Below are 17,200 nucleotides of genomic sequence, written 5' to 3'. Positions count from 1 at the left end.
GGCAGTGGGTATTTGGAACCAGAAAGAAGCAGGAAGAGGAGCGCGCGTCACGGGCGGTGGTTGATCCGGAGCACGGCCCAGCCGTTGGCGTCCATCGCGAGTTCGGTAACCGAGAGGTTGTCGATGCGGTGGGCGAGAGCGTCGTTCGCCGTGGTTCGCAGGGCGCGCTGAACCTGGGTCAGGATCACGCCGAAATGGGCGACGACGACGAGATTCGCGCCGCGGTATTCCGTGACGAGGCGGTCGATGGCGGCATCCACGCGGGCGCGGGTGTCGTTCCAGCTTTCGCCGCCGGGGGGGCGCACGTCGCCGGGAGTTTCCCAGAACGCGTGGGCGAGCACGGGGTCTTCGGCCTCGATGTCGGGAAAGCGGCGCATTTCCCACTGGCCGAAATGGATTTCGCGCAGGTCGGGCAGGTGCGGCAGGCGGGGCCGGGGGCCTTGGATGGCGTCGGCCGTGGCGATGGCGCGGGTCAGGTCGGACGAGACGACGCGGGCGTTCCCGGGCAGGTGCGCCGAAAGGCGGGCAATGGCGGCTCTTTCGCTGAGATCGGCGGGCAGGTCGGTCCAGCCGACCATGCCCTTGGCGTGGGTGGGGCCGTGGCGAACCAGAAAGAGGCGGGTCATGGCAGAGCCCCCTTGATGGCGAGCGGCAGGCCGGCGGCGATGAGGATCACGCGGTCGGCGCGCCCGGCGAGCGCGATGTTGAGCCGTCCCTGAGCTTCGCGAAAGCGGCGGGCGAGAGCGTTTTCGGGCACGATGCCCTGGCCCACCTCGTTCGAGACGATCACCAGATCGGCCGGGCAGGCATCGATGGCGGAGAGAAGCGCGGCCTGTTCGGCGTCGATGTCGCTGCCGGACAGGAGGTGATTGGTCAGCCACATCGTTGCGCAATCCATAAGGCAGACCTGGTCCGCGCCCAGGCGGGCAAGGGCCGCGGCGCAGTGCAGCGGAGCCTCGATCGTCGTCCAGTCGGGCCCCCGGCGGGCGCGGTGGGTCGCCACCTTGGCGCGCATCTCGTCGTCGAGATATTGTGATGTCGCCAGATAAACCTTTGATTTTACGTAATTTTCAACGATTTCCTCGGCGAAGGCGGACTTGCCCGATGCCGCGCCGCCCAGAATGAATGTGACTCTTGAAGACACTTTTTGTAACCTGTTTTTCATCCGCCGCGCCAAGTTCTGCGTATTCTGGTCAGAATGGCAAGGTCGTCGAAGGTGCGGCGACGGGGGAGGATCCTATGAGTGCTCGGGACAGGTCCGACAGAAGGTTGCCGCGGCAGGCGATGCGGGCCGAGATGCTGGATGCCGAAACCGAATTGCGGCTGGCGCGCGCCTGGCGGGACGATCAGGACGAAGCCGCCCTGCATCGGCTCATCACCGCCTACATGCGGCTGGCCGTTTCCATGGCGGGGCGTTATCGCCGCTATGGTGCGCCGATGAGCGATCTGATTCAGGAGGCCGGCCTTGGGCTGATGAAGGCGGCGTCCAAGTTCGATCCCGACCGGGGGGTGCGGTTTTCCACCTATGCCGTCTGGTGGATCAAGGCGAGCATTCAGGATTACGTCATGCGCAACTGGTCGATGGTGCGCACCGGGTCAACATCGTCGCAGAAGTCGTTGTTTTTCAACATGCGCCGGGTGCAGGCGCGGCTCGAGCGCGAGGCGCAGGCGGAGGGCGCGACGCTGGATCGCGAACAGCTGCGGCAGTTGATCGCGACCGAGATTGGCGTGCCGCTGCGCGACGTGGAGATGATGGAGGGCCGTCTGGCGGGCTCGGATTTGTCGCTGAACGCGGTGCAGTCTTCGGACGAGGATGGGCGCGAATGGATCGACGCGCTGGTGGACGAGGACGCGCGAACCGAAGAGACCGTTGTCGACCGACTGGACAAGGCGCAGCTGCGCGAATGGCTGTTGAACGCGATGAAGGGGCTGACCCGGCGCGAACGGTTCATCCTGCGCGAACGCAAGCTGCGTGATGCGCCGCGCACGCTGGAAAGTCTGGGCAACGAACTGGGCCTGTCGAAGGAGCGGGTGCGGCAGCTCGAGGCGCAGGCCTTGGCCAAGATGCGCAAGAGCCTTGAAGCGCGGTCGCGCGAGGTGCATCACTTCCTTTCATGAAAGCATTCACGATTCTGGTCTGCGCCCTTCTGGCGCTGTGGGCCGTCCCGCTGCGGGCGGCCGAGTCCTTGCCCGAGGCCGAAATCCCGGCGGAAGTGCTGGATCGCATGCGCGTCGCGGACGTGGTAATTCTGGGCGAGGTGCATGACAACCCGCGCCATCACGCGGTGCAGCTGGCGGCAATTCGCGCGCTGCGGCCCAAGGCCGTCGTGTGGGAGATGATTTCGCCCGAGACGGCGGCGCGGATCAACGCAGGCTGGCTTGAGGGCGAGGGACACCTGGCGCAGGCGGTCGCGGCGGCGCGCAAGGGATGGCCGAATTTCGACATGTATGTGCCCTTGCTGGAGGCGACGCAAGGATTGCCGATCTATGGCGGGCTCTTGCCGCGCGAGGCCGCGCCGGTGCTGCGCAAGCAGGGGATGGCGGTGGTGTTCGGCTCGGCTGCCGCGGAATACGGGTTGATGGTGCCGCTGCCGGAGGATGAACTGGCCGCGCGGCTGGACGAACAGGACGAGGCGCATTGCCATGCCCTGCCGAAGGAGCAGTTGAAGATGATGGTGGATTTCCAGCGTCTGCGCGATGCGATTCTGGCCCGAGCGGCGGTGCGCGCGGTGGAGGATACGGGCGGACCCGTCGTCGTCATCACCGGCAACGGGCACGCGCGGACGGATCGGGGCGTGCCCGAGGTGCTGCGCCGGGTGCGGCCGGGGCTGCGGGTGTTTTCCCTGGGCCAGTCCGAAGGCGGCCGGATTCGGGGCAGGTTCGACGCGGTTCTGGACAGCCCCCCGGTCGAGCGGCCGGACCCTTGTGCGGTGTTTGAAAACAAGGGATAGCGCTTTGGCCGGTCGGGTGCCGGGTGGGGCGATCTGGTCTCTGGCAGTTCCGTTCGCATCGACCTATTGTCGAAATGGTTTTCGCATCAGGGGGCGCGGGGATGCTGCAGGGCAGGCGCATTTTGCTGATTATCGGTGGCGGGATCGCCGCCTACAAGGCGCTGGATCTGATTCGCCGGTTGCGCGAACGGGGGGCGTCCGTGGTGCCGGTGCTGACGGCGGGGGGCGCGCAGTTCGTGACGCCGCTTTCGGTTTCGGCGCTGGCCGGGCACGCGGTGCATCAGGATCTGTTCGACCTGACCGCCGAGGCCGAGATGGGCCATATCAAGCTGAGCCGCAGCGCGGATCTGGTGGTGGTCGCGCCCGCGACAGCCGATCTGATCGCGAAGATGGCCGGTGGGTTGGCAAATGACCTGGCCTCGACCCTGCTGATGGCAACGGACAAGCGGGTGCTGGTGGCTCCGGCGATGAATGTGCGGATGTGGGAACATCCCGCGACCGGGCGCAATGTCGAGACGCTGCGGCGCGACGGCGTGCTGTTCGTTGGCCCCAACGAAGGCGACATGGCCTGCGGCGAATACGGCCCGGGACGGATGGCCGAACCGCTGGAGATCGTCGCGGCGATCGAGGCGGCGCTGGGCGCCGGGCCGCTGGCGGGGCGGCGGGTGCTGGTGACCTCGGGGCCGACCCATGAACCGATCGACCCGGTGCGTTATATCGCCAACCGCTCGTCCGGGGCGCAGGGCGCGGCGGTGGCGCGGGCGCTGGCGGAACTGGGGGCCGAGGTGGTGTTCGTGACCGGCCCGGCCGAGGTGCCCCCGCCGCTGGGGGTGCAGGTGGTGCGGGTGGAAACCGCGCAGCAGATGCTCGAGGCGGTGCAGGCGGCGCTGCCGGTGGAGGCGGCGGTCTTCGCGGCGGCGGTGGCCGACTGGCGGGTGGCGCAGGCCAGCGATCGCAAGCTGAAGAAGAGCCGCGACGGTCTGCCCGTTCTGGAGTTTGCCGAGAACCCCGACATCCTGAAGACCGTGGCCCGGATGGAAGAGGGGCGTCCGGCGCTGGTGGTGGGTTTTGCCGCCGAGACCGACGACGTGATCGCCCATGCCAGGGCCAAGCGGGAACGCAAGGGGTGCGACTGGATCGTGGCCAATGACGTGAGCCCCGAAACCGGGATCATGGGCGGGGACGAGAATGCCGTGGTGCTGATCACCGAGGAGGGGGTCGAGGAGTGGCCGCGCATGGGCAAGGAAGAGGTCGCCCGGTGGCTGGCGGCGCGCATTGCCGCGGCGCTGGGCGCGTGAGGCAGGGATCGGGAATTGGGTATTTTTGACCAGAAAGAAGCAGGAATGGGCGTGATCCCGATCCGGGTGGTGCATGACGAGGGGGCGGATCGGTCCGTGCCGCTGCCATCTTATGCGACCGCGGGCGCGGCGGGGGCGGATCTGCGGGCGAACCTGCCCGATCGCGGCGAGATGGTGCTGGCGCCGGGGGCGCGGGCGCTGGTGCCGACGGGGCTCAGGATCGAGATTCCGGACGGGTATGAGGTGCAGATCCGGCCCCGGTCGGGGCTGGCGCTGAAGCATGGGGTGACCTTGCCGAACGCACCGGGGACGATCGACAGCGACTATCGCGGGCCGCTCGGCGTGATCGTGATGAATGCCGGTCAGGAGCCTTTCGTCGTCCGGCATGGCGACCGGATCGCGCAGATGGTCGTGGCACCGGTTCTGCGGGCGCGGTTCGTGCTGGTGGACGAGCTGGGCGCAACCGCGCGCGGCAGCGGCGGGTTCGGATCGACCGGCCAAGACTGAGGTTTGGGCTGATGCTGCTGGTTCTGGGCATGGCCGCGGCGCTCTGGGCGATGGGGGCGCTGATGCGGGTGCCGGTGCGGGCGCGGCTGGGCACGCAGGCGATCCTGTTCGGCATCGTGATCGCGGTGCAGCTGACCCTGCCCGACGGCCATCCAATGCGCGCGGCGACCGGCGGGTCGGTGATGCCGTGGTTGTATCTTCTGGGGGGTGCGGGCATCGTCGCTGCATATGCGGCCGGGGTTTGCGCGCTGAAGCGGCGGGCGAGGCCGGTCGAGGTCAGGCAGGAGGCGCGGGTGAGCGCAGAGACGTTTTCGGAAATGGAGCTGGGCCGCTATGCCCGCCACATCGTGTTGCGGGAAATCGGCGGGCCGGGGCAGAAGAAGCTGAAACAGGCGCGCGTGCTGGTGATCGGCGCGGGGGGGCTGGGGTCTCCGGCGCTCATGTATCTGGGCGCCGCGGGCGTCGGCACGATCGGGGTGATCGACGACGACGTGGTGGAAAACGCCAACCTGCAGCGGCAGGTGATCCACAGGCAGGCGGATATCGGCGTGCCCAAGGTGTTTTCGGCTCAGGCGGCGCTGGAGGCGCAGAACCCGGCGGTGGTGGTCAAGCCCTATCACCGGCGGCTGGAGGAGGAGATCGCGGCGGAGCTTTTCGCAGACTATGACGTGATCCTGGACGGCACCGACAATTTCGCCACGCGCTATCTGTCGAACCGGGTGGCGGCGGCGCTGGGCAAGCCGTTGATTTCGGGCGCGCTGTCGCAATGGGAGGGCCAGGTCAGCGTGTTCGATCCGGCCCGTGGCACCCCCTGCTATCAATGCGTTTTTCCGCAGGCGCCCGCGCCGGGGCTGGCGCCCAGTTGCGCCGAGGCCGGCGTGATCGGGCCGTTGCCGGGCGTCGTCGGGGCGATGATGGCGCTGGAGGCGATCAAGGTCATCACCGGTGCGGGCCAGGCCCTGCGCGGCGAGATGCTGATCTATGACGCGCTTTACGCAGAATGCCGCAAGATCCGGCTGAAGCGGCGCGAGGACTGCCCGGTTTGCGGCATTGACGCGCCGGTGTGACACGGGCGCCGCAGGTGGACCGCGCATATTGGGGTCGAAATTCTCCCCTACCCAAATTCTGGAGGCTCCCATATACTTGTGGGTAAGTGGGGGGAAGCGCCCACAAATTGAGGCGGTAATCAATGAAGGGATGGGCCCATGCGCTGCCCGTTTTGCGGAAATATTGACACCCAAGTGAAGGATTCGCGTCCGGCCGAGGACCATGTGGCGATCAGGCGCAGGCGGTTCTGTCCGGCCTGCGGGGGGCGGTTCACCACCTATGAACGGGTGCAGCTGCGCGATCTCGTGGTGATCAAGTCGAACGGCCGGCGCGAGGATTTCGACCGGGACAAGCTGGCACGCTCGATCCGCATCTCGATGCAGAAGCGGCCCGTCGAACCGGAACGCATCGACCAGATGATTTCCGGCATCGTGCGCCGGCTTGAAAGCATGGGCGAAACCGATATCCCGTCCAGCAAGATCGGCGAGATCGTGATGGAGGCGCTGGCCCGGATCGACACCGTGGCATATGTGCGCTTTGCCAGCGTTTACAAGAACTTCCAGGCCGCGGACGATTTTGAAAGCTTCGTCCACGAGCTGCGGCCGCAACAACCGACCGAAGAGTGAGCGCCGACGACATCCGTTTCATGGCGCTGGCCCTGTCGCTGGGCCGGCGCGGCATGGGCAATTGCTGGCCCAACCCGGCGGTGGGCTGCGTGATCGTGCGCGACGGGCGGATCGTAGGGCGGGGCTGGACCCAGCCCGGCGGGCGGCCTCATGCGGAAACCGTGGCGCTGGCGCAGGCGGGCGAGGCGGCCCGGGGGGCGACGGCCTATGTCTCGCTCGAGCCGTGCGCCCATCACGGCCAGACCCCGCCCTGCGCCGAGGCGCTGATTGCGGCCGGGGTGGCGCGGGTGGTCGCGCCTTTGGCCGACAGCGATCCGCGCGTGTCGGGGCTGGGGTTCGAGATGCTGCGGCGGCATGACATCGCGGTGACGACAGGCGTTCTGGCCGACGACGCCGCGCGCGATCATGCCGGGTTTTTCCTCAGGACCGAACAGGGTCGTCCCCTTGTCACCCTGAAACTCGCCGAGAGCCTCGACGGGAGGATTGCCACGGCGACCGGCCAGAGCAAATGGATCACGGGGCCGCAGGCGCGGCGGCTGGTGCATGGAATGCGCGCGCGGCATGACGCGGTGATGGTGGGTGGCGGCACGGCGCGGGCGGACGATCCGTCGTTGACGGTGCGTGATCTGGGCATCGACCGCCAGCCCGTTCGCATCGTGGTGTCGCGGTTTCTTGACCTGCCGCTGCTCAGCCAGCTTGCGCGGACGGCGCGCGAGCTGCCGGTCTGGCTGTGTCACGGTCTTGGCGCCGATCCCGAACGCCGCCACGCGTGGGAAGGGCTGGGCGCGCGGCTGATCCCCTGCGCGGAACAGGGCAGCCAGCTTGATCCTGGGGACATCCTGCGTCAGCTGGGCGAGGCCGGCCTGACACGGGTATTCTGCGAAGGCGGCGGGTCGCTGGCGGCCTCGCTGCTGGCGGCGGATCTGGTGGACGAACTGGTGGTATTCTCGGCCGGGCTGGCGATCGGCGGCGAAGGCATCCCCGCGATCGGCGCGATGGGGGTGGAGCGGCTCGAGTCCGCGCCGCGGTTCCGGCTGGTGGAGGTCGCGCGGGCCGACAACGACGTGGTGCAATACTGGACGCGCGTCTGAATTGGCGCATCACGGGCGGGCGGCAGCCCCCGAAGTGGCAGCCGGGGCAAGAAAATGGTTGTTCGGAAATGAAATTGCGCCCCGCCGACGGCAATCGACGGGGCTTTTGTCGTGTCTCAGCGGCTGCCGGCGATGAGCCCCATGCTCTCGAGCTTCAGCAGCACCTGGTGGGCGCAGGTATCCACGTCCACGCCTTCGGTATCGACGCGCAGCTCGGGGTTCTCGGGCACGTCATAGGGGTCCGAGATGCCGGTGAATTCCTTGATCTTGCCCTCGCGGGCCAGCTTGTAGAGCCCCTTGCGGTCGCGCCGTTCGCATTCTTCCAGCGAGGTGGCGACATGCACCTCGACGAAGGCGCCATATTGCTCGATCTCTTCGCGCACCGCGCGACGGGTGGCCGCGTAGGGGGCGATCGGCGCGCAGATGGCGATGCCGCCGTTCTTGGTGATCTCAGAGGCGACATAGCCGATGCGGCGGATATTGAGGTCGCGGTGCTCCTTCGAGAATCCAAGTTCGGAACTGAGGTTCTTGCGCACGATGTCGCCGTCCAGCAGCGTCACCGGCCGGTCGCCCATCTCCATCAGCTTGATCATCAGCGCGTTGGCGATGGTGGATTTGCCCGAGCCGGAAAAGCCGGTGAAGAACACGGTAAAGCCCTGCTTGGAGCGTGGCGGGAAGCGGCGGCGCAGCTCTTCGACCACCTCGGGGAAGGAGAACCATTCCGGGATTTCCAGCCCTTCGCGCAGGCGACGGCGCAGTTCGGTGCCCGAGATGTTCAGGATCGTGACGTTTTCGCGGTCCGCGATCTCGTCAGCGGGTTCGTATTGGGCGCGCTCCTGCACATAGACCATTTGTTTGAAATCGACCATCTCGATGCCGATCTCGTCCTGGTATTGCCGGAACAGATCCTGCGCGTCATAGGGGCCGTAGAAGTCCTCGCCGGCGCTGTTCTTGCCCGGGCCGGCATGGTCGCGGCCAACGATGAAATGGGTGCAGCCGTGGTTGCGGCGGATGATCCCGTGCCAGACCGCCTCGCGCGGGCCGGCCATGCGCATGGCCAGGTTCAAAAGGCTCATGGTGGTGGTGGCGGCGGGGTATTTGTCCAGCACCGCTTCGTAGCAGCGCACGCGGGTGAAATGGTCCACGTCGCCGGGCTTGGTCATTCCGACGACGGGGTGGATCAGCAGGTTGGCCTGCGCCTCGCGCGCCGCGCGGAAGGTCAGTTCCTGATGCGCGCGGTGCAGCGGGTTGCGGGTCTGGAAGGCGACGATGCGGCGCCAGCCCAGCTTGCGGAAAAAGGCGCGCAGCTCGTTGGGCGTGTCGCGGCGGGCGCGGAAGTCATAGTGGATCGGCTGCTGGATGCCGACCACCGGGCCGCCCAGATAGACCTTGCCCGCGGTGTGGTGCAGGTAGTTCACCGCCGGATGCGCCACGTCATCGGCACCAAAGACCTTTTCGGCCTCGCGCGACTTGTCCGGGGTCCAGCGGTCGGTGACGGTCATGGTGGCCAGGATCACGCCTTCCTGATCTCGCAGGGCGATGTCCTCGCCGATCTCAAGCCCCTCGGCGAACTCCTCGGACACGTCCAGCGTGATCGGGATCGGCCAGAGCGTGCCATCGGCCAGCCGCATGTTCTCGACCACGTTGTCATAGTCCTCTTCCGACAGGAACCCCTTGAGCGGGTTGAACCCGCCATTCATCAACAATTCCAGGTCGCAGATCTGGCGCGGGGTCAGGTCGTGGCTTTTCAGGTTGGCGGCCTCGACCTTCAGTTTCTGGGCGGAATCGTAGGAAACGTAGAGTTCCGGAATCGGAGCCAGATTGGCAAGCATCGTCATGTCAAATCTCTCGATGGTCAGGTTTGCGTCGGCTGCGCCGGCCGGGTTGCCGGGGGGATAGACCCGAAGCGGTTGCAATGTCCAGAAACTGCGGTGAGGCAGGGCGCAAAAGGGAACGGATTGCCACGCGGGTAGGGCGAAAATGCACCAGTTTTCCGGCATCTCGGCAAGATTGAGGCAGATGTTCCGGCCCGCTGCCGCGATTGGCATGAGCCATGGCGATAGCCGGTATTTGCCGCGCGCATGACGGCGGCAAACGGGCGGGCCAAGCGGTCAGTCCGGCAGGCCGGGCAGGGCCGCCAGCGAGGGCAGCGAGCGCACCGGAAGGGCCTGCACCGGCCCCGCGACGCCCCGCAGTTCGACCGTGACCAGATCCAGCGCGTGGCAGTCCACCCCGGCGGCCTCCAGCAGCTCGCGCGACACCAGCGCGGTCGCGTCCAGCTCCTTCGTCTTGGCCTCGAGCCGGCTGGCGATGTTCACCGTGTCGCCGATGATCGTGCGCGGGGCCGCGCCCGCGGCGCCGATCTCGCCCAGCACCAGCGTGCCCAGATGCAGCCCCATGCCGATCCGCACCGGCGGGGCGCGCTCGGCGGCAAGGTCGTGGTTGAACTGCTCGAGCGCGGTGCCAATGCCGGTCGCCGCATGCAGCGCCGCGCGGGCGGAACCCGCTGTGCCCTCGGTTTCGAACACGGCCAGAAGCCCGTCGCCCAGGTATTTGTCCACCGTCCCCCCGGCGGCGGTGATGGCGGGCACGATGGCGTCGAAAAACCGGTTCAGCAGGAACACCACGTCATAGGGCAGCTGCCCCGTCGTGCGCTCGGTGAACCCGCGCATGTCGAGAAACAGCACCGCAAGCCGCCGCTCCTGTCCCTGCGTGGCATGGGCGCGGCGGCGACGCCCGTCTGCGCGAAAGACGCGGAACACGGTGATCCGGCCGCAGGGGCGCAGCTGACAGGCCAGCCGCGCGCCGGGCGGGGCGTTGACGACGTTCAGGCTGACCTGTTCCGCAGGGGACGGCGGCGGCAGGTTTTCGGCGCCGTCCTCGACGATCACGCGGCAGGTGGTGCAGCGCCCGCGCCCGCCGCACAGCGACATGTGCGGCACTCCGGTCATACGGGAGATTTCCAGAAGGGTGGGGCCTTCGGGTGCGGTCACCTCGGGGCCGTCCACATAGCGGATCGTGACCCGGTGGCCGAGCCGGTTCACCAGCCGCCGCCCGACATGGTCCGCCAGCGCCAGCCCCACCATCGCCCAGAACACCCACAGCGCCCAGTCCGTGATCCGGGCGAGCTGCGCGAACGCATCCGAGTCGGGCCAGTTCCAGGCCTCCACCAGGGCCGCGCGGGCCTGCGCGTCGGCCAGGAGGGCCGAGATGTGGCGCCCTTCGGCGACGAACCCCGCCAGCGCGAAGGCCGGAACCAGCACCGCCAACGCGGTCATCGCCGGTAATGCCCGGTGCCACCACGGGCGCAGGCGCAGCCAGAAATGCAGCCCTGCGCAGGCATGGGTCCAGACGATCAGCAGCAGCAGCGCCTGTTTCCACGCGCTGGGCGAACCCCAGATCAGCGCCACCAGATACCCCATCCGGTCGTTCACGCCGAACAATTCGTGGGCCAGCCGGACATGCACCACATGCGCGATCAAAAGCGGCGGCACAAGCAGTCCCGAAATCATCTGCACCGCTTGCCAGAGCGGCATGCGCAGAGTGCGCCGTCCCGCCAGCCGCGCCAGCGCCAGCAGGAAATGCGTCACCATCGCGCCCAGGATCAGCACCGTGCCGGGGGCGCTGCGGGTGACGGCCAGCCGCCAGTCCTGCGCGCGCTCCATCAGCTCGGGCGAGATCAGCCCCAGCCCGATGTTGAGGAAATGGAACAGGACGAAGACGAACAGAACCAGCCCCGACAGAAGCCGCGCCCGCGTCGTCCAGTTGCCGCGAAAGAGAATGTGCACCCGCGTTTCCCCGTCAGTCCTGCCCGGAACTGTGCGGGCAGGGGGCGTGGCGGGTCAAGTCACGCCCCCGTGCGCGGTCAGCCGTCCTGTTCGGCCAGGAACTTCTCGGCATCCAGCGCGGCCATGCAGCCCATTCCGGCGCTGGTCACGGCCTGGCGATAGACATGGTCGGTCAGGTCGCCCGCGGCAAACACGCCGGGGACAGAGGTCCGCGTGCTGCCCGGTTCGACCTTGACGTATCCGCCGTGGTGCAGCTCGAGCTGGTCCTTGACCAGTTCGTTCGCCGGCGCGTGGCCGATGGCGATGAACACGCCCTTGCAGGGGATTTCCGCGATCTCGCCCGTTTTCACGTTCTTGACCCTGACGCCGGTCACGCCCAGCGGATCCTCGGTGCCGACCACCTCTTCCAGCGTGTGGAACCACAGTGGCTCGATCTTGGGGTTCTTGAAAAGCCGCTCTTGCAGCACCTTTTCGGCGCGCAGCTCGTCGCGGCGGTGGATCAGCGTGACCTTGGAGGCGAAATTGGTCAGAAACAGCGCCTCTTCGACCGCTGTGTTGCCGCCGCCGACCACGACGATTTCCTCGCCGCGATAGAAGAATCCGTCGCAGGTGGCGCAGGCCGAAACGCCGAAGCCCTTGAACTTTTCCTCAGACGGCAGGCCCAGCCACTTGGCCCGTGCCCCGGTGGCCAGGATCACCGCGTCGGCGACATAAGTGGTGCCGCTGTCGCCCCTGGCGCGGAAGGGACGTTCGCTGAGGTCGAGCTCGGTGATGATGTCGCCGACGATCTCGCAGCCCATGGCGGCTGCGTGTTCCTGCATCTTCATCATCAGCTCGGGGCCCTGAATCTCGGTAAAGCCGGGGTAGTTCTCGACCTCGGTGGTGGTGGTCAGTTGCCCGCCGGGTTCGATGCCCTGCACGAGGATCGGATTCAGCATGGCGCGGCTGGCATAGATGCCCGCGGTATAGCCGGCCGGGCCGGAGCCGATGATCAGAACCCTGGTGTTGCGCGTGTCGGCCATGGTCTTCCCCCGTCAGGTTTGTCAGGCGGCCATTGCGGCCGGTCGGGCAGGGATATAACCACGCCACCCGCGCTCGGAAACCCCCGATTCGACGCAGGACCGCCATGCCTGCCGGGCAATGCCGGGCGGCGCGGAAAAGATTGTTGCGCCGCCGCGAAACAATATTGCGCACCGCCTGCGCGCTGCTATAAGAAACGCAAATCAAAGGAGCTCTTCATGGTCGCCGCACGACTGGACCCGATCGATCGCAAGATTCTGGCCGAACTGCAGGCCGATGGCCGGATGACCAATGTCGAACTGGCCAAGCGGGTCGGGATATCCGCGCCCCCCTGCCTGCGGCGGGTCCGCACGCTTGAGGAGGCTGGGCTGATCCGCGGCTATCATGCCGACGTGAATGCCCGCGAACTGGGGTTCGAGGTGCAGGTCTTTGCCATGGTGGGGCTGGACAGCCAGGCGCAGGCGGAACTGGACGCGTTCGAGGAACGCTGCCGCAACTGGCCACTGGTGCGGGAATGCCACATGCTGAACGGCGAGGTGGATTTCATCCTGAAATGCGTCGCCCCCGACCTGTCCACCTTTCAGAACTTCCTGACCGGGGAGTTGCTGACCACGCCGAACGTGGCCAGCGTCAAGACCTCGCTCGTGATCCGCTGCGCCAAGGATGAACCCGGCGTGCCCTTCGACGTGCTCGAGGAGCGGCTGAACCGTAGCGCCTGAGATCAGGCTGAAATCGGCTGCGGCCGCGGATCGTCGAGGCGCGGAAAGAGCTGCGGGCCGAAATCGGCGAGCTGGCTGACATGCGGAAAGAGGCTCAGATAGAGAGACCGCAGCGCGTGGCCGAAAGTGCGCGGCGCGTCCGACCCGGGGTGATAGGTTTCGAACTGCATGCCGCCGATGCGGATCAGTGAATGGCGGTCCAAGCAGAGGTGGAACAGCTCCACCGAGGTCGGCGGCGCCGTTTCGGTCACGTTGATGCCGTCGATGAATTCCTGCAAAGGCGCCAGGACCGAGCGGCGGCCATAGCTTTTGCGGAATTTCTCGGACTGGCGGAAAATTCGCGCCGTCGGACCGGCAATCAGGCAGGACATCGGCCGTTGCAGGCCAAAGCTGTCGGGATTGATCCGGGTCAGCTTGTGCACGCGTCCCTTGGCGTCGGGGCGGCCCGGCACCAGCGTCACGCGACCTTTCCACAGCACCGGCCGCGCTTCGCCGTCATCGGTCAGGATCCGGTCGCCGGGCAGCAGATCCTCGATCGCCACAGGGCCGCAGTCGGTTTCGATCAGCGAGCCACGGGTAAACGCGCAAAATGCGCCTTCGAACATGGGCAGGGCCGGGGCGACATGCCGGGTTTCGATGATGTCCCCGTTGGGCGCCAGCGCCATCACGTCATAGCGGCGCATCTGTGGCCGGTTGTGGGCGCGCAGGGCAGCCGGATCGGAGATGAGCGCATTGGTGGCGACCGCATTGCGTGCGGCACGCGCAAGAGAGGCGGGGATCGTCATAGGGCTACCCTTTCAAATCGGGTCGCATCTGCGTCGGCCCCCACCGACAACGTCAGACGGACAACGGAAACGTGGTCTGCATCTGCACGAGTCGAAACATGGCGAAAATGCGCCGAACTTGTCAAAAATCTGAGGATAATGTCCATCATTTGTGCATCAATCCTGAACATCGGCTGGCATTGCCTTGGGTTTGCTCAACAGTCGGTCATGATTTCGTCATAGATTCGTCGATTTTGGTCCCGCCTCGCCATGACGGCGAAGCGGGGTCTCTTGCCGGCCGGCGATCGGGCAGCCCCGGCCGGGCTTTCGGATTCCACATGCGGTATGTGGACCCAGGATATGGGGGGATCAGGCGGAACGTGCCGCTTTTTTCCGCGATGCCGGCTTGCCTTTTTTCGCGGCGCGGCTCCACGGCATGTCGGTGTCGCAATCGCGGGCGGCCTGGATCACGGACTTGATGAAACGGGTTTTCATTGGGCTGCTCCTGCCTGGATGGTGGCCTGTGGCCGGTCATTCGATGGTCTCAGACTGACCGCCGATTTGGGCAGCGATGCGGCAGGGCCGGGGAAAATTGGTGGGCGAGCGTGGCAGGAAAGGGGCGCCGCGGCGTCAGAGCCGGATGGCCGAGAGAAGCCGCCCGTAATCGGCTTCGCCCGCATGGGTGCTGCGGCGGAAGGAATAGAACCGGTCGGGGTCGGAATAGGTGCAGTGACCGGTCCATTCCGCGTGCCACACGCCGGCGCGGCGCAAACGGTGCAGGCCGTAGCCGGTCAGATCGAAATGCTGACGGTCGCCTTGACCGGGGGCAAAGAAGCGGTCGCTGTCGGGATCCTGATCCAGGAACCGTGCCCGAAACTCGGGCCCGACCTCGTAGACGTCCTGGGAGATGCTCGGCCCGATCACCGCAACGATGCGGTCGCGCCGCGCGCCCAGATCCTCCATCGCGTCGATGGTGGCCTCCAGCACGCCGTCCAGCGCGCCGCGCCAGCCGGCATGGGCCGCGCCGATCACGCCCGCCTCGTGGTCGGCGAACAGCACCGGCTGGCAGTCGGCGGTCAGAATCGCAAGCGCCAGCCCCGGCGTCGCCGTCACCATCCCGTCGGCCTTGGGCCGTTCGGCGGGCGGTTCGGTCAGCGCGACGACATCGGCGGAATGGACCTGGTGGACAGCGGCGAGCCGGTCGGGCGCGACCCCCAGCGCCTGGGCGGCGCGGGCGCGGTTGATCTCGACGACTTCGCGCAGGTCCGACGAACCGATGCCGCAGTTGAGCCCCTCGAACACCCCCGACGACGCCCCGCCGCGCCGGGTAAAGAACCCGTGCATCAACGGTGCCAGCCGGTCGGAGGTGAGGATTTCCAGCGTCATGGGTCGAGTCCGGGCGGAGGTGCGGCGCCGGGAGGATGAAGCCCCAGCACCTTGAACAGGTTTCCCATTTCCTCGGGATGCGTCAACCGCCGATGCGCCGCGACCAGTTGCTCCAGCGCCGCCCCCTGCGCGGTCCGCGCCAGCGCCCGGGCGCGGGCGGTGATGCCAAGCCGTTCGAGGAAAACGCCCTGAGGCGTCAACCGGGTATGGGCGCAGCCTGCATCGCGGGCGGTCAGGGCGATCGGCTCGAAATCCACATGCGCGGTCAGGTCGGCCTGGCCGGGGTCGGCCAGAGGATCGGTGAATGCGTGCCCGCGCAGGGCCTGCAGCGTGTCGCCCATCGAATGCCAGCCGCCGTAATCGGCGATCAGAGCCGCCCCGCCACGGGTCGCGATTCGGCGGGCGATCTCGCCGGTGATCGGCGCGGCGGCGGGGCAGATCTCGACGATCTCGCCGGGGCGGGTGTCGCCCAGCCGCCCATCCAGAGCCGGCTGGCGGGTTGGCGCGCCCAGGCCAAAGGTCAGCGCATCGCCCCGCAGCCCGATCAGGCGTTCCGACCACAGCTCGCCTTCGGCCCGCTGGAACTGGCGGATCGGCAGGGCGTCGAAGAATTCGTTGGCGATCAGAAAGAGCGGCTGGTCGGGCAGATCCGCGGCGCTCTCCAGCCAGCGCGGCGCGTGGCCCGACAGCGCCCGGGCCTGCGCGGCACGCAACGCGGGCGAAGCCTCGACCAGCACGATTTCGGCGGCCTCCAGGAACCCCGGCACCGCGCCTGCGGCGCGCAGCAGATCCGCCATCAGCGTGCCCCGCCCGGGGCCCAGTTCGGCAAGGGTGAAGGGGGCGGGGCGACCCTGATCCAGCCAGGCCTGCGCCAGCGCCAGACCGATCAGCTCTCCGAACATCTGGCTAATTTCCGGGGCGGTCGTGAAGTCGCCGGCCGCGCCCAGCGGGTCGCGGGTGGTGTAATAGCCCAAGGTCGGGTGCAGCAGGCATTCCGCCATGTAGTCGGCCACCGAGATCGGCCCGCCGGCGCGGATGCGGGCCGCGATTGCGTCCCTCAGCGTCACGCCATGCCTCGCGATCGCCAGATCAGCCAGAGCCCCACCGCGAGCATCGGCAGCGACAGGATCTGACCCATGGTGAGCCCGTAGCCGCCGATGTGAACGGCCAGCCCCAGCGGGTTGCCGGGCGAGACGAACTGAGCATCCGGCTGGCGCAGGAATTCGACCAGGAACCGCGCCAGCCCGTAACCGGCAAGGAAGGTGCCGGTGATCAGGCCGGGGCGGTGAAAGGCGCCGCGCCTGTAGGAAAGCCACAGCAGAACCGCGCCCAGCACCAGCCCCTCCAGCGCGGCCTCGTAGAGCTGCGAGGGATGGCGGGCGCAGGGGCCGGTCACGCCGGGGCAGAACTGCGCGGCGGGGCCGGGGAATATCACGCCCCAGGGCAGGTCGGTGGGGCGGCCCCAGAGCTCGGCATTGATGAAGTTGGCGATGCGGACCAGGAACAGCCCCGGCGGGACGGTATGGGCGATGAGGTCGGCGGCGGCCAGTTTCGGGATGCCGTGGCGGGCGGTGTAGAGCCAGCTTGCGATGACCACGCCGAGGAAGCCGCCGTGAAAGGACATGCCGCCGTGCCAGACCTGCGGGATCTCGGCGGGGTTCTGCAGGTAGTAGCCGGGCTGGTAAAACAGCACGAAGCCGAGCCGCCCGCCGACGATGACGCCGATGATGATCCAGGTCAGCAGGTCTTCGATCTGGCGGGCTGTCATGGGCGACGTTCCGTCGGGCCAGAGCGCGGGGCGGCTGATCGCGCGCAGGGCCATGCGCCAGGCGATCAGGAAGCCGAGGATATAGCCCAGCGCATACCAACGGAGTGCGAACTCCGCGCCGAAGAGCGTGATCGAGAAGATCTCGGGCGAGATGTCGGGAAACTGGATGGCGGCCTGCATGGAGGCTGAGTGCCCGCGAATCCGGGGCGAAGTCAACCTTGCTGAACGGGAGGGA

The 17,200-nt window shown here is 67.4% G+C and carries 18 protein-coding genes; 8 read left to right on the top strand and 10 right to left on the bottom strand.

The features are described 5' to 3' along the window. Positions 1–47: 47 nt before the first annotated feature. Complete coding sequence (locus tag C4S70_RS10085; protein WP_104007984.1) at positions 48–626, bottom strand: histidine phosphatase family protein; 579 nt, start codon at positions 624–626, stop codon at positions 48–50. After that, positions 623–1,177 (bottom strand): bifunctional adenosylcobinamide kinase/adenosylcobinamide-phosphate guanylyltransferase, encoded by a 555-nt coding sequence (gene cobU / locus C4S70_RS10080; RefSeq protein WP_327315349.1) that lies wholly within the window; start codon positions 1,175–1,177, stop codon positions 623–625. The genes C4S70_RS10085 and cobU overlap by 4 nt, the downstream gene beginning before the upstream one ends. A 62-nt stretch (positions 1,178–1,239) precedes the next feature. On the opposite strand from cobU, the gene C4S70_RS10075 reads away from it, so the two are divergent. The 7 genes from C4S70_RS10075 (at position 1,240) to ribD (ending at position 7,520) form a co-directional block, all read left to right on the top strand. Further along, a complete protein-coding gene (locus tag C4S70_RS10075; RefSeq protein WP_104007983.1) occupies positions 1,240–2,118 on the top strand; it encodes an RNA polymerase factor sigma-32 in 879 nt (292 codons plus the stop codon). Continuing rightward, positions 2,115–2,951 carry a ChaN family lipoprotein gene (locus tag C4S70_RS10070; protein WP_104007982.1) on the top strand — a complete coding sequence of 279 codons (837 nt, stop codon included), beginning with the start codon at positions 2,115–2,117 and terminating at the stop codon, positions 2,949–2,951. The genes C4S70_RS10075 and C4S70_RS10070 overlap by 4 nt, the downstream gene beginning before the upstream one ends. Positions 2,952–3,052: 101 nt before the next feature. Continuing rightward, a complete protein-coding gene (gene coaBC, locus C4S70_RS10065) occupies positions 3,053–4,249 on the top strand; it encodes a bifunctional phosphopantothenoylcysteine decarboxylase/phosphopantothenate--cysteine ligase CoaBC (RefSeq protein ID WP_104007981.1) in 1,197 nt (398 codons plus the stop codon). A gap of 45 nt (positions 4,250–4,294) precedes the next feature. After that, positions 4,295–4,756, top strand: a complete 462-nt coding sequence (gene dut, locus C4S70_RS10060) for a dUTP diphosphatase (RefSeq protein ID WP_380218735.1) — start codon at positions 4,295–4,297, stop codon at positions 4,754–4,756. 11 nt (positions 4,757–4,767) lie between these two features. Continuing rightward, positions 4,768–5,823: a HesA/MoeB/ThiF family protein gene (locus tag C4S70_RS10055; protein WP_104007980.1), complete on the top strand. Its 1,056-nt coding sequence runs from the start codon at positions 4,768–4,770 to the stop codon at positions 5,821–5,823. 138 nt (positions 5,824–5,961) lie between these two features. Beyond that, positions 5,962–6,429: a transcriptional regulator NrdR gene (nrdR, locus tag C4S70_RS10050; RefSeq protein WP_104007979.1), complete on the top strand. Its 468-nt coding sequence runs from the start codon at positions 5,962–5,964 to the stop codon at positions 6,427–6,429. After that, the gene (gene ribD / locus C4S70_RS10045) at positions 6,426–7,520 is read left to right on the top strand and encodes a bifunctional diaminohydroxyphosphoribosylaminopyrimidine deaminase/5-amino-6-(5-phosphoribosylamino)uracil reductase RibD (RefSeq protein ID WP_327315345.1); all 1,095 of its coding nucleotides are present in this window, start codon (positions 6,426–6,428) and stop codon (positions 7,518–7,520) included. Before nrdR ends, ribD begins: the two co-directional genes overlap by 4 nt. Positions 7,521–7,636: 116 nt before the next feature. Here ribD and C4S70_RS10040 read toward each other — a convergent pair whose 3' ends face one another. From C4S70_RS10040 to trxB, 3 genes are all read right to left on the bottom strand, one after another. Then, positions 7,637–9,358, bottom strand: a complete 1,722-nt coding sequence (locus C4S70_RS10040; protein WP_104008074.1) for a bifunctional sulfate adenylyltransferase/adenylylsulfate kinase — start codon at positions 9,356–9,358, stop codon at positions 7,637–7,639. 273 nt (positions 9,359–9,631) lie between these two features. Continuing rightward, on the bottom strand, positions 9,632–11,308 hold the full coding sequence (locus tag C4S70_RS10035) for an adenylate/guanylate cyclase domain-containing protein (RefSeq protein WP_104007978.1): 1,677 nt from the start codon (positions 11,306–11,308) through the stop codon (positions 9,632–9,634). 77 nt (positions 11,309–11,385) lie between these two features. Continuing rightward, on the bottom strand, positions 11,386–12,330 hold the full coding sequence (gene trxB, locus C4S70_RS10030) for a thioredoxin-disulfide reductase (protein ID WP_104007977.1): 945 nt from the start codon (positions 12,328–12,330) through the stop codon (positions 11,386–11,388). A 216-nt stretch (positions 12,331–12,546) separates the two neighbouring features. Between trxB and C4S70_RS10025 the strand changes: the two genes are divergently transcribed. After that, positions 12,547–13,047 (top strand): Lrp/AsnC family transcriptional regulator, encoded by a 501-nt coding sequence (locus C4S70_RS10025; RefSeq protein WP_104007976.1) that lies wholly within the window; start codon positions 12,547–12,549, stop codon positions 13,045–13,047. A gap of 2 nt (positions 13,048–13,049) precedes the next feature. Here the strand turns inward: C4S70_RS10025 and C4S70_RS10020 are convergent, their stop codons facing one another. From C4S70_RS10020 to lgt, 5 genes are all read right to left on the bottom strand, one after another. Continuing rightward, positions 13,050–13,832: a Hint domain-containing protein gene (locus C4S70_RS10020; RefSeq protein ID WP_104007975.1), complete on the bottom strand. Its 783-nt coding sequence runs from the start codon at positions 13,830–13,832 to the stop codon at positions 13,050–13,052. Between the two features lie 348 nt (positions 13,833–14,180). Next, entirely contained in the window at positions 14,181–14,306 is a 126-nt protein-coding gene (locus tag C4S70_RS19320) for a hypothetical protein (protein WP_268807782.1), read from the bottom strand. Positions 14,307–14,441: 135 nt separating this feature from the next. Further along, a complete protein-coding gene (pgeF, locus tag C4S70_RS10015; RefSeq protein WP_104007974.1) occupies positions 14,442–15,197 on the bottom strand; it encodes a peptidoglycan editing factor PgeF in 756 nt (251 codons plus the stop codon). Next, positions 15,194–16,264, bottom strand: a complete 1,071-nt coding sequence (locus tag C4S70_RS10010) for a class I SAM-dependent methyltransferase (protein ID WP_104007973.1) — start codon at positions 16,262–16,264, stop codon at positions 15,194–15,196. Before C4S70_RS10010 ends, pgeF begins: the two co-directional genes overlap by 4 nt. Then, the gene (lgt, locus tag C4S70_RS10005; RefSeq protein WP_104007972.1) at positions 16,261–17,145 is read right to left on the bottom strand and encodes a prolipoprotein diacylglyceryl transferase; all 885 of its coding nucleotides are present in this window, start codon (positions 17,143–17,145) and stop codon (positions 16,261–16,263) included. Before lgt ends, C4S70_RS10010 begins: the two co-directional genes overlap by 4 nt. Positions 17,146–17,200 lie beyond the last annotated feature (55 nt).

The organism is Jhaorihella thermophila, assembly GCF_900108275.1.
Lineage (GTDB): Bacteria > Pseudomonadota > Alphaproteobacteria > Rhodobacterales > Rhodobacteraceae > Jhaorihella > Jhaorihella thermophila.
Note: the sequence above shows the minus strand (reverse complement) of the source record. Positions and strands in the feature narration are given on the sequence as shown.